At 66.3% G+C, this 12,092-nt stretch carries 14 protein-coding genes; all 14 read right to left on the bottom strand.

What is annotated here, in order from left to right:
• The coding region (dmpG, locus tag RMO12_RS06535) for a 4-hydroxy-2-oxovalerate aldolase (protein ID WP_309638667.1) at nucleotides 1-629 on the bottom strand (629 nt) is incomplete at its 3' end.
• A gap of 111 nt (nucleotides 630-740) precedes the next feature.
• Complete coding sequence (locus RMO12_RS06530) at nucleotides 741-1,655, bottom strand: acetaldehyde dehydrogenase (acetylating) (protein WP_309638668.1); 915 nt, start codon at nucleotides 1,653-1,655, stop codon at nucleotides 741-743.
• Nucleotides 1,656-1,677: 22 nt separating this feature from the next.
• Entirely contained in the window at nucleotides 1,678-2,472 is a 795-nt protein-coding gene (locus tag RMO12_RS06525) for an SDR family NAD(P)-dependent oxidoreductase (protein ID WP_309638666.1), read from the bottom strand.
• Nucleotides 2,473-2,485: 13 nt separating this feature from the next.
• Nucleotides 2,486-3,268: a 2-oxopent-4-enoate hydratase gene (dmpE, locus tag RMO12_RS06520; protein ID WP_309638665.1), complete on the bottom strand. Its 783-nt coding sequence runs from the start codon at nucleotides 3,266-3,268 to the stop codon at nucleotides 2,486-2,488.
• A gap of 23 nt (nucleotides 3,269-3,291) precedes the next feature.
• Nucleotides 3,292-4,746, bottom strand: coding sequence for a 2-hydroxymuconic semialdehyde dehydrogenase (locus RMO12_RS06515; RefSeq protein WP_309638664.1), 1,455 nt, complete (start codon nucleotides 4,744-4,746; stop codon nucleotides 3,292-3,294).
• A gap of 28 nt (nucleotides 4,747-4,774) precedes the next feature.
• A complete protein-coding gene (locus RMO12_RS06510) occupies nucleotides 4,775-5,209 on the bottom strand; it encodes a heme-binding protein (RefSeq protein WP_309638663.1) in 435 nt (144 codons plus the stop codon).
• Entirely contained in the window at nucleotides 5,209-6,153 is a 945-nt protein-coding gene (locus tag RMO12_RS06505) for a catechol 2,3-dioxygenase (RefSeq protein ID WP_309638662.1), read from the bottom strand. Before RMO12_RS06505 ends, RMO12_RS06510 begins: the two co-directional genes overlap by 1 nt.
• A gap of 32 nt (nucleotides 6,154-6,185) precedes the next feature.
• A complete protein-coding gene (locus RMO12_RS06500; protein WP_309638661.1) occupies nucleotides 6,186-6,554 on the bottom strand; it encodes a 2Fe-2S iron-sulfur cluster-binding protein in 369 nt (122 codons plus the stop codon).
• Entirely contained in the window at nucleotides 6,554-7,633 is a 1,080-nt protein-coding gene (locus RMO12_RS06495) for a 2Fe-2S iron-sulfur cluster binding domain-containing protein (RefSeq protein ID WP_309626340.1), read from the bottom strand. The genes RMO12_RS06500 and RMO12_RS06495 overlap by 1 nt, the downstream gene beginning before the upstream one ends.
• Nucleotides 7,634-7,663: 30 nt before the next feature.
• Complete coding sequence (locus tag RMO12_RS06490; RefSeq protein WP_309626341.1) at nucleotides 7,664-8,026, bottom strand: phenol hydroxylase subunit P4; 363 nt, start codon at nucleotides 8,024-8,026, stop codon at nucleotides 7,664-7,666.
• A gap of 82 nt (nucleotides 8,027-8,108) precedes the next feature.
• Nucleotides 8,109-9,695, bottom strand: coding sequence for an aromatic/alkene/methane monooxygenase hydroxylase/oxygenase subunit alpha (locus RMO12_RS06485; RefSeq protein ID WP_309638660.1), 1,587 nt, complete (start codon nucleotides 9,693-9,695; stop codon nucleotides 8,109-8,111).
• Nucleotides 9,696-9,746: 51 nt separating this feature from the next.
• A complete protein-coding gene (locus RMO12_RS06480; RefSeq protein WP_309625799.1) occupies nucleotides 9,747-10,058 on the bottom strand; it encodes an MmoB/DmpM family protein in 312 nt (103 codons plus the stop codon).
• A gap of 17 nt (nucleotides 10,059-10,075) precedes the next feature.
• A complete protein-coding gene (locus RMO12_RS06475) occupies nucleotides 10,076-11,074 on the bottom strand; it encodes an aromatic/alkene monooxygenase hydroxylase subunit beta (protein WP_309638659.1) in 999 nt (332 codons plus the stop codon).
• Between the two features lie 69 nt (nucleotides 11,075-11,143).
• Nucleotides 11,144-11,377: a phenol hydroxylase subunit gene (locus RMO12_RS06470; RefSeq protein ID WP_309625797.1), complete on the bottom strand. Its 234-nt coding sequence runs from the start codon at nucleotides 11,375-11,377 to the stop codon at nucleotides 11,144-11,146.
• Nucleotides 11,378-12,092 lie beyond the last annotated feature (715 nt).

Here is a 12,092-nt window from a genome sequence, read left to right as displayed (position 1 = left end):
TTGGCAATGCCCATCGCCAGGTTGTGGTGGCCGTGAAAGCCGAGTTCGGTCTCGGGCTTCAAGGCCGCGCGCACGGCCGACAGGCGGACCGACACGTCGTCGGGCAGCATGTAGCCGGCCGAGTCGGTGATGTAGATGCAGTTGGCGCCATAGCCTTCCATCAGCTTGGCCTGGCTCACCAGTTTTTCGGGGCTGGCCATGTGGGCCATCATCAGAAAACCCACCGTGTCCATGTCGAGCTGGCGCGCCATGGTGATGTGCTGCTCGGACACGTCGGCCTCGGTGCAGTGCGTTGCCACGCGGATCGTGTGGACACCCAGGCCCTTGGCCATGCGCAGGTGGTCGACGGTGCCGATGCCCGGCAGCAGCAGCGCCGAGACCTTGGCCTGCTTCATCAGCGGTATCACGGCGCCGAGGTATTCCTCGTCGGTGTGCGCGGGAAAGCCGTAGTTGACGGAACTGCCGCCGAGACCGTCGCCATGCGTCACTTCGATCAGCGGCACGCCCGCGGCGTCGAGGCCAGAGGCGATGCTCTTCATCTGCGCCAAGGTCATGAGGTGGCGCTTGGGGTGCATGCCGTCGCGCAGCGTCATGTCGTGGACGGTGATCTTCTTGCCTTTGAGATTCATGTGGAGTTCTCCTGTTCTGGTTCCCTCGCCCTTCGGGGAGAGGGTCAGGGTGAGGGGATTGCGGCTGGCCCTCACCCCTGCCCTCTCCCTGAGGGAGAGGGAGTGGATCGATTACGCGGGGACGGCTTCGAGCGTGAGTTTGCCGGCGAGCATTTCCTCGGCAAACATCTCGGCGGTGCGCGCGGCGGCGGCGGTCATGATGTCGAGGTTGCCGGCGTACTTGGGCAGGTAGTCGCCCAGGCCTTCGACCTCCATGAAGACCGACACGCGCTTGCCGTCGAAGACGGGGCCGTTGACCAGCTTGTAGCCCGGCACGTACTTCTGCACTTCCTTGATCATGGCGTGGATCGACGCGGTGATCCTGGCCTGGTCCGGCTCGGTCTCGGTGAGGCAATGCACCGTGTCACGCATGATCAGCGGCGGCTCGGCCGGGTTGATGATGATGACGGCCTTGCCCTTCTTGGCGCCACCCACCTTTTCGACCGCCCCGGCCGTGGTGCGGGTGAACTCGTCGATGTTCTTGCGCGTGCCGGGGCCGACCGAGCGGCTCGACACGGTGGCGACGATCTCGCCGTAGGCGACAGGCTGCACGCGCGAGACGGCCGCCACCATCGGAATCGTCGCCTGCCCGCCGCAGGTGACCATGTTGACGTTCATTTCGCGGCGACCGACGTGCTCCGCGAGGTTCACCGGCGGCACGCAGAACGGGCCGATCGCCGCGGGCGTGAGGTCGATCATCATCACGCCCAGGGCATTGAGCTTGCGCGAGTTCTCGGCATGCACATAGGCGCTGGTGGCGTCGAAGGCAATCTGCACGTTGTCGGCCTTGACATGCGGCAGCAGGCCGTCGACGCCCTCGGCCGTGGTCTTGATGCCCATTTCGCGGGCACGCGCCAGGCCGTCGGAGGCCGGGTCGATGCCGACCATCCATACCGGCTCGAGCACCGCGCTGCGCTTGAGCTTGGCGAGCAGGTCGGTGCCGATGTTGCCGGGCCCGATGACGGCGCACTTGATCTTCTTCATGATGAGAATTCCTCCGGAAATTGAGTCAGGCGTTGGTGCGCACCACGCCGCCGTCCACGCGCAGCGCAGCGCCGTTGGTGGCCGCGGCGAGCGGGCTGCAGACATAGGCCACCAGGGCCGCGACTTCCAGCGGCTCGATGAAGCGCTGCAGCAGCGAACTGGGCCGCGCCTGTGCAAAGAAACGCGCTTCGGCCTCTGCCATCGTGAGGCCCTGCTCGCTCGCGAGCCTGGCCATGAAAGTGCCCACGCCCTCGGTGCGCGTGGGGCCGGGCAGCACCGCGTTGACGGTCACGGCGCTGCCGACGGTGGTCTCGGCCAGGCCGCGCGAGAGTGAAAGTTGCGCCGACTTGGTCATGCCGTAATGCAGCATCTCGGCCGGCGGGCACAGGCCCGACTCGCTGGAGATGAAGACGACGCGACCCCAGTTGGCCGCCTTCATGCGCGGCAGGTAATGGCGCGAGAGGCGCACGCCGCTCATCACGTTGATCTCGAAGAAACGCAGCCAATCCGCGTCGTCGATGCGCTCGAAGGCCACCGGCTCGAAGATGCCGACGTTGTTGACGAGGATGTCGACCTCGGGGTGCGCCTTGATCAGCGCGGCCGCGCCCTCGGCGCCGGACAGGTCGGCCACGGCCGGGCGGAGTTGCGCGCCCGGGACGTCGCGGCTAATCGCGCTGATGGCGGCGTCGACGCGGTCGAGTGCGCGGCCGTTGATCAGCACCTCGGCGCCCTCGGCGGCGAGCGTGCGCGCGATGGCATGGCCGATGCCGGCGGTCGCGCCGGTCACCAGCGCGCGCTTGCCTTTGAGTTGCAGGTCCATCGCTGCGGCGCCGTCAGTGAAAGCGCACCGAGCAGCTGCCCAGGCCGCCGATGGAGACGCGGAAATTGTCGCCGGCCTTGGCCGGGAACATGGCGGCCAGCGCGCCCGACAGCACCACCTCGCCAGCCTTCAGGCCAATGCCCAGGCGGCCCAGCGTGTTGGCCAGCCACGCCACGGCATTGACCGGCGAGCCGAGCGCGGCAGCACCGGCGCCGGTGGCAATGATCTCGCCGTTTTTCTCCAGCACCATGCCGCAGGTGGAGAGGTCGATCTTGCGCGGATCAACGGCGCGGTCGCCGAGCACGAACATGCCGCAGGAGGCGTTGTCGGCCACGGTGTCCTGGATCTTGATCTTCCAGTCGCGGATGCGCGAGTCGACGATCTCGAAGCACGGCATCACGCATTCGGTGGCGGCCAGCACGTCGGCGTTGCTGAGGCCGGGGCCCATCAGGTCGCGCTTCATGACGAAGGCGATCTCGCCCTCGGCCTTGGGTTGGATCAGGCTCGACATTGCGATCGAGTCCCCTTCGCTCGCGATCATGCCGTCGAGCATGTAGCCGAAGTCGGGCTGGTAGACGCCGAGCATGTTCATCACCACGCGCGAGGTGACGCCGACCTTCTTGCCGATGATGCGTTCACCGTCCTGCTGGCGGCGCGAGATCATGCGCTGCTGGATGGCGTAGGCATGTTCGATGGTGATGTCGGCGTGGCGGTTGGTGAGCGGCTCCACCACGCTTTGCGCCCGCAGCGCGGTGTAGAGCTCGTCGCCGAGCGATTCGATGAGTTGCTTGTTCATGTCGGTGTTCTTGTCCGGAGCGTTCAAAGCTTGATGCAGACGTTGCGCAGCTCGGTGTAGAACTCGAGCGAATGCACGCCGCCTTCGCGGCCGATGCCCGAGGCCTTGGCGCCACCGAAGGCGGTGCGCAGGTCGCGCAGGAACCAACTGTTGACCCAGCAGATGCCCACTTCGATGGCGCCCGCCACGCGGTGCGCAGTGCCGAGGTTTTCGGTCCACACCGTGGTGGCCAGGCCGTAGTCGGTGGCGTTGGCCAGCGCGATGGCCTCGGCCTCGGTGTCGAAGGGCGCGATGTGGCAGCAGGGCCCGAAGATTTCTTCGCGGATCACGGTGGCGCTCTCGGGCAGGCCGGTCCAGATGGTCGGCTGCACCCAGTGACCCTCGGCCAGCGCGCCCTCCATGCCCGGCACGCCGCCGCCGGTGACGATGGTCGCGCCTTCGGCCTTGGCCTTGGCGTAATAGCCCAGCACCTTGTCGCGGTGCTCGGCTGAAATGAGCGGACCCATGCCGACGCCGGCTTGCTCCGACGGGCCGATCGCGAGCGCCTCGGCCTTGTCTTTCAGCGCCGCGACAAAGCGCTCGAAGATCGGCCGCTGCACGTAGACGCGCTCGGTGCCGAGGCAGACCTGGCCGCAGTTCTCGAAGGCCGAGCGCGTGATGCCGGCCACCGCCTTGTCGAAGTCGGCATCGGCAAACACGATGCCGGCGTTCTTGCCGCCCAGCTCGAAGCTCACCGGCCGCACGCCTTGGGCGGCCGCGGCCATGATGGCCTCGCCGGTGCGCGTCTCGCCGGTGAAGGTGATGGCGTTGACGCCTGAGTGACGGGTGAGGAACTCGCCGGCCGAGTTGGGCCCGAAGCCATGCACGACGTTGTAGACACCGGCCGGCATGCCGACCTTGTTCATCACCTCGCCAAGCAAGGTGGCGGTGCCCGGCGTTTCTTCCGAGGGCTTGACGACCACCGTGTTGCCACAGGCCAGTGCCGGGCCGACCTTCCAGGTCATGAGCAGGAGCGGCAGGTTCCACGGGCACACCACGCCGACCACACCGACGGGCGTGCGCAGCGCGTAATTGACGGCCCGCCCGCCGTCGGGCGTGGCCATCTCGAAGCTCTCGGTCGGCACGTTCTTGATGATGTCGGCGAACACCTTGAAGTTGGCCGCGCCGCGCGGAATGTCGATGTGCGAGGCCAGCGAGCGCGGCTTGCCGGTGTCGGCCAGTTCGGCCTGCAGGAAGTCGTCGAAGCGGCGGTTGATCTCGTCGGCCACGGCGTAGAGCAGCTCGACTCGTTTGACCACGCTCATGCGGCCCCAGTCGCCGTGCAGCGCGGCGCGCGCCGCCTTGACGGCCGCGTCGACCTCGGCCTGGCCGGCCTCGTGGACGAGGCCGATCACGCGGTTGTCGACCGGCGCGCGCTTCTCGAAGGTCTTGCCGGTGGCGACGAACGCGCCGTTGATGAAGTTGAGGAACTGCCGCATCGCTGTCTCTCGGGTCAGGGTCTTGAAGTCAAGGGGCATCGCTCAGGCCGATGGCGGCCAGCCCCGCACGAGCGCAGGCCGCGTCCTGCTCGGCCGAGCCGCCCGACACGCCGATGCCGCCCACCAGTTGGGGGCCGGCATAGATCGGCACGCCACCGCCGAACACCACCAGGCGCGGGCGCTGCACGATGCCGGCCCGCACGGCCGGGTCGGATTCGAGGATGCTCATCCAGCGCTCGGTGGCAAAGCCAAAGCTCGCCGCCGTGTAGGCCTTGTCGATGGCGATGTCGACCGCATGCAGAAAAGCGCCGGGCACGCGCAGGAAGGCCATCAGCACGCCGGCCTCGTCGGTCACGGCGGCGTTGACGCGGATGCCCAGCGAGCCGGCATGCGCCACCGCCGCGGCCACGGCGGCGTGCGCCGCCTCGGCCGTGACGCTGCTGTGGGTGTAGGTCGCGTGCATCAGGTGTAGACCGACACGAAGGACTCGGCCAACACACCCGTGTGATAGAAGATCGCGCGCGCGGCGTTCTCTTCGGTCCAGGTGGTGACGGGCCGGTCGCGCTGGGCCTGGTAGCCCAGGCCGGCGAAGGTCTCGTTGCGGTTGCCCGAGGGGTCGAAGAAGTAGATGGTTTCGCCGCGCGTGATGCCGTGGCGCGTGGGTGCAACGTCGATGCGCACCTTGTTCTTGGCCATCACGTCGCCGGCCTTCAAGATGTCGTGCCACGAGTCGAGAAAGAACGACAGGTGGTGCAGCCCGGACGTCGGCGCACCGACGAAGGCGATGTCGTGCGGCTTGCTCGAGTGCGACAGGAACGAGGCCAGCTGAGTCGCACCGCCCGGGCCGACCAGGATCTGCTCGGTCTGGAAGAAGCCGAGCACCTCCATGAAGAACTTGGTGTTGTCGACCACCGTGTTGACGCCCTTGGCGGGGTCGAACTCGCACATCAGCAGGCAATGGTCCAGCCAATGAGCGCCAGCGCCCTTGATGTCGTCCGGCCACGGGTCGGGGTTGCTGGAGCCGACCGCCGTGCCGACGCACTCCTTCTCGGCGAACAGCCGCATTTCGTGGCCGCTGGGCAGCGCGAAAGTCAGCATGCGACCACAGGCGGGCAGGCTGCCCGCGGGCAGTTGCTCGACGGTGATGCCGAAGGCGCGAATCTTTGCGGCCAAGTCGTCGAGATCGCTGTCGCGCTCGACCTTGTAGGCGACGTGGTTCATGCCGGCCTTGTCGGATGGCGTGAGCACGACCGAGTACTTGTCCCACTCGTCCCAGCACTTCAGGTAGACGTTGCCGGCCGCGTCGGTGTGCGTGCGCGACATGCCGATCACGCCCTCGTAGTGCTTGAGCGCTGCTGCCATGTCCATCACGCGAATACTGATGTGCCCGATTCTCATCACTGCCATTTCGGTCTCCTCTTAAAGGTTTGAAACTCGCCTCAACTGGCGATGCGTCCCCAAGGGGCGCACACCGTCGTTTGCATCTTTCCGAGCACTTCGAGCTCGACGCCGCAGGTCGGCGACACGCGGCAGGCCAGCACCACGCCGCTCGCTTCGTCCTGCTCTGAAATGTGGGCGCGGCTCATGACGCCGATCTTGCGCACGCTGCCGCTCTTGACCGCCACCTTGCACACGCCGCAGCCTCCGCCCCGGCACCCCACCGGGATGCCCTTCTTGCCGATGCGGGACATGCCCTGCAGCAGCGTTTCGGTGTCGTTGCAGGTGTAGGTCTCGCCGGTCTGCAGCAGGCGCACCAAATGGCTGCGCGGCGCACTCGCCGGGGCATCTCGGGCCTCGGCGGCGTCCATCACAGCGCCTTGAACAGAGGGCTGCGCGGCGCCGCACTGGCGGCATCGGCGGCGGTAAAGAACTTTTCGGTGTAGATGTCGCGCTCGAACAGCCGGCCTTGCATCAAGGTGGCGATGCAGGCCTCGGTCATGGGCGGGGGCCCGCACAGATAGGCCTTGTGGCCGCGAAAGTCGTTGGCGAAATGCGCCTTGAGCGCCTCGTGCGCATAGCCGCGCGCACCGGCCCAGGCACCGGAGCCGACCGCCGCGGTGGCGTCTTCCTGCAGGTCGGACAGCGCCGGCACGTAGCTGAAATTGGCGTGGTGTTGGGCGAGTTGCTCGAAAAACTCTCGAAAGTAGAGCTCGCCTTCGTTGCGCGCGCCCTGCACGAGCGTGATCGGGTGCGTGCAGCCCTCGGCCAGCAGGTCGAGGATCATCGACTTGGGGCTCGACAGACCCGAACCTCCGGCCACGAAGATCATCGGCAGCTCGGCCGACTTGCGCACGAAAAAACGACCGTTGGGCGCGGAGAAGCGCAGTGGCTGGCCAGGCTGAAGCTCGTCGTGCAGCCAGCCGGTGGCGCGGCCCTCGGGCACGCGGCGGACGTGCAGCTCGATGAGTTCTTCATCCGGCGCATTGGCGATCGAGAAGGCACGCTCGCCGTCGACACCGGGCACTTGAAGCATGAGGTACTGGCCGGGCTGGAAGGCCACCGGCCGCTCGGGGCGCAGCCACAGCCCGCGGATCGTGGGCGTGAGCATGCGCGCCTCGACCACTTCGGCGCCAAAGTCCTCGAGCGGCAGGAATTGCGCGTCGGGGTCCTCGTCGATCTCGGCCTCGATCACCAGGTCGGTCTGTGCCGTGGCACAGCACGCGAGCATCTTGCCCTCGTCGCGCTCGAAGTCCATCAGCGCGAAGCTCGATGCATGGCCGTGGTCGAACTCGCCCTCCAGCACCTGCACCTTGCAGGTGCCGCAAACGCCGTGGCCGCAGGCGTGCGGCAGCCACACACCCGCGCGCAGGCAGGCGTCGAGCACGGTCTGTCCCTCGCGTGCCGGCACGCCCTGGCCGAGCGGCTCGATCGTGATCTGAAAGCTCATTCTTGCGCTCCGCAACGGGTGTTCAACGATTCAACTGCACGAGCCCTTGATGCCATGCAGGCCGGGCGTGCGAAAGCGGATCACCGACTTGTGTACCAGGCCGTTGTCGGCCAGCGACTTGGCCGGGTCCGGCTTGAAGGGCTTGCCGGAGTCGAACCATAGCGCCTTGCTCCAGTCGATCTTCTCGAAGTCGGGGTGGCTGCCATAAATGCCGGGCAAGACCTCGGAGAGCAGCGCGCCGAAGGGCATCGTGGGCGGCAGCGGCAGGCACACCGGCGCGCAGAACAGCAGGTGCTCGTCCCAGCCGATGTAGAGCAGGCGTTTGCCGTGGAACTTGTCCTCGGTGTCGGCGACGGGGCCGGTGTAGCCGGGCTTCAATGCAACGACAGCCATGTCGTGTCTCCAGGAGTTTCGGTGCGGGCCGCGCGTGCGCCAATCGGTGGCGCGCGGCCAGGGTTGTTTGGACAGACGCGGCTCAGGCCGCCTTGACGTCGGGAAGCGTCAGGTCCTCCCCGGTCCAATGCTCCCAGTTCCGGCGGTCGGGCGAGGTGTTGAAGTCGCCACTGTCGGCGCCGGGTGTCAGGTGGTAGTACTTCAGCACCTCGGCCAACGGGTTGAAGCCGGGGGCCGTGGGGTCGGCGCCTTCGGGGAAGCAGTTGCCCTGGTAGATCTGATGCACCGGCAGCCAGGCCTGTACGTATTTCTCGGGCTCGTGGTCGAAGATGTCCTTGCAGCCGTCCGAGCAGAAGTGGTACTTCAAGCCGAGGTAGCTGCTCTCGCGCAGGCAGATCCTGGTCGGGTCGTCGGGCTCGGTGAAGATGGCCGGCACCTGGCACACCTGGCACAGCATCGGCAGCGTGTCGTTGCGCCACATCTTGCCGTTCTTCTTCTCGTACTCGGCGAGCCACTCGAAGCGCGGCCGGTAGTGCTTGTCGAAGGTGTTCGGGTACTTCTCGGACAGCCAGTCCAGCTCGTCGGGCTGCGGCACCCAGGTGTTGAAGTCCGCGGCGTGGCCGTAGTTGTTGAAGGTGGCCCAGGCCTCGTGCGACAGGCGGTCCTTCTCCTTGCTCGCGACCTCGTGGTACTTGGGCAGGCGGATGCCGTAGCGCGCCAGGTCCTCGAACAGCGCGCCGCCGTTCTTCTCGAAGTACATCTCCCAGGCCTCGGCCCAGCTCATCACGCGCTTGGGCAGCATGTAGTCCATCATCATCGACACCAAGGTCAACAGCCGGTAACCGCGCCAGAACCACTTGTCGACCCAGCGCTGGATGATCGGCACGTTGTCCGGGTCCTGCTCGAGCATGAACTTCACCACTTCGAGGCCGAGCGTCATGTGGCGCGACTCGTCGCTTTGCGCCGAGAAGCCGAAGGTGACGGTGGCCATGTCGCCGTTGAAGGCGGCGCCGCTCATGAAGGGCATGAACAGCAGGTTGGTCAGCACGTACTCGAAGGAGAACGAGATGGCGGTGACGAACTCGAACGGCCCGGCCGTCATCGCGTCTTCAAAGTAGGACTTGGGCACCGAGAGGTACCAGATGCGGTCGTGCATGTGCTGCGGATCGTGCAGCCCGTTGAAGTACTTGTTGAAGTGGCTGATGGTGTGGAACTGCGTCTGCGCGTGGCGCAGCTCGTCGATCGACTGCATCTGCGCGGCCACCCGCGCTCCGACGCCGCGGAACGCACGGCCGGCGATCGCGTAGCCGCGGTGCGCGGCGTATTCCAGCGGCGATATGCCGGTAAGGAACAACTTCAGCGTGTTGATGTAGCGCGGGTCGCTGATGTTGAACTGGCCCTGGTTCTGCTGGAACGCATCGATGATGGCGTAGAGCTTTTTCTCCTTCTCGCCCTGGAACTTCCAGTAGGCGTCCATCGTCAGGCGAAACGGATCCTCCCACTTGTCCCAGTCGTGGATCTTGATGCCCTCGAACTGGTCGTAGGGGAACACGTCGTCCATCGCCTGGTAGGTGGTCTCCCAGCCGAGACCGCGGGTCATCAATGCGTAGCGTTCCTTGATGCCCAGGCGCTTGGCGGTCTTCGGGGCGGCGGGGGTGGCTTGGTTCATGCGGGTCTCCTTACTGCTTGCGATCAGGTAGGCGGGCGTCGAGGTCGGTGCTCAGGCGCGAGCGCCCCATTGCAAGGTGAACTCATCGTCGGTCTCGTCGATGCCGCCGGCCAGCGAGATCAGGCTGAGATGCAGCTCCTGCACGTCCCAGCGGCGGCCGAGCCGCTCCTCGACCGATGCGCGGCGGATCACGAGACGCCCGGGTGCGTCGATCTTGATCATCGCGGGGAACTCCGCGACGGTGGCCTCGGGGTTGTCGGCCACGATGGCCTCGACGATGCTGCGGGAGATGTCGTTGGTCTGCAGCGCGATGAAGACCGGCGTGCGCGAGGCGGCGGCCGGGGTGGTGGTGGTGGTGCTCATGGGGTGTCCTTCGGGGGTCAGGGCTTCAGGCCGATGCGTCCGACACGCGTGTCGAACTCGGCGCGCACCGCAGCCAGGGTGGCCGATCCAGATGCACCCAGCGCCAATGCGGCCAGAGGCTCGAGCGCTCGCAGCACCTCGTCGCGCGAGCTGCGCACCCATTCGGTCAGGCGCTCGGCGTTGGCGGGCGATTCCTCGGCGGCGGTCTTGACGGTCGCGTCGACCCAGCGCGAGGTCTCGGCGTACCAGTCGTTCATGAACTCGGTCAGCAACGCCAGCGCGTTGCCGGTGCGTGGGCTCACCTGGTCGACGTAGTGGCGGTAGACGAGCGGGTAGAGCAGACCGTCGAACACCAGGTTCTGGGCGACGAACACCTCGAACCAGTCCTTGGTGACGAACAGGTTTTCCATCACGCGCCGCACGCCCTGCCAGGCCGGGTGCGAGAGCCAGGCGGCCTTGCCGGCGTCGAGCGCGCCGGCCTGGTTGCCGTCGAGCAGCAGGCCGATGCGCGACAGGTACTGGGCGATGCCCAGCCGGTCCATCGCCGCGAAGTTGCAGGCCTGCGTGACCGCGGTGCCGTAGCCGTAAGCACAGCAGTAGGTGTTGTTCATGTTGCTGCCCCACTCGTAGTGGCGCAGCGGTATCAGCAGTTGGGTCAGCGACTCGCGCGTCGCCTCGTCGAGCGCGCCCAGCAGGTTGCGCTTCTCGGCAAACTCGAACTGCTTGTCCACGCCCTCCTGCTGCTTGGCGCGCGCCATCGTGTAGACGCCGTAGTAGAAATGGCGCGGGTCCTTGAAGGCGTACCAGTCGGCCATCACGATGTTGGTGCGGCGCACGTCGAACACATGAAGCTCGGGTTCCCACAGCGGCCGGTAATGCCAGTTGGTGGTCGGCTGCATGTCCAGCGTGGCCTCCTGGTAGCGCGAGGCCGCCTTGTCCGCCCCGAGCCGCCGCGCGATGTGCGAGAAGGTCTGTCGGATCGGCTGGATGTTGGTGGTCTTGATGTCGACTTGCACTGCGGTTCTCCTGCGGGTCAAACGCGGTCTTCGGGGCGCGCAAAAATGCGTGCGGCCGAGCGCGCGTCCTTAGTGATCGATGCCGGGCTGGCCGTAGCGCCACTTCATGCGCTCGTAGTCCAGCCGTGCGCCCTCTTCGGCGCTGAGGTGGGTGGCGTTGTGGCGCTCGCAAAACTCATGAAACTGATCAAACTGCATCACCAGATCGACCGAGAGTTCCGGGTCGCCGATCGCGAACTCGAACTGCACGAAGCGCGTCCCGAGCGTGCCCGTGACGCGCACGAAACAGGGTTGGCCCGTCATGACCGAGGCGCTGGTTCGGTTGTGTTTCGGCGGTTCCGATCGGCTGGGCACTTGTTCAATCCATCAACTTGCGAGCGGCTCGGCGACCGCACGCCTCGTTTAACGCAACGGTCGTGCCACGCCGGCTAAGTCATTGATTTCTCTGGCGCGCTCCGCGGCGGCCCGTCGAAATTCGGGAACTCCCGGATACCGAGCCGAACAGATGTTGCGGTGCAGCTTGATCAAATGGTGAAGCCCTCAAAAGCGCCGCAGGGCAGTCACAACGAAGATCGCCTCACTTGAAACGCAGCCTCCCCGCCGCCCGCGCCACATGCAAGGCAGTGGGCGGTTTTAAGCCTGAAGTACGACACCCGCGATGAATTCAGGGGCGGGCCTGGAGAAGACTGGCCGGAACAGAAGCTGCGCTCAATCCTGCTCATGGGCGAGTCTAGATGCTCTGGATATGAGCTCTGGCCGGAACGCCTTGGAGAGACGACGCTTCGCCCCATCTGTCCAAGGCGTTGCGCTCACGCGCATGTCTTGAGTACCTGTTTGACGAACTATTCATACGCAAACAAGAATGCGCAATGCCACAGATGCCCAGCCCCGAGCGCCTTCACTCCCTCATCCATGCCCTCGAGGCCGGCCTGCTCGAGCGCAGCGAGGCCGTGCGCCTGGCGCTGCTGGCCGCGCTGGCGGGAGAGCATGTGCTGCTGATCGGCCCGCCCGGCACCGC

It is taken from the genome of Methylibium sp., assembly GCF_031393925.1.
Lineage (GTDB): Bacteria > Pseudomonadota > Gammaproteobacteria > Burkholderiales > Burkholderiaceae_C > Methylibium.
Note: the sequence above shows the minus strand (reverse complement) of the source record. Positions and strands in the feature narration are given on the sequence as shown.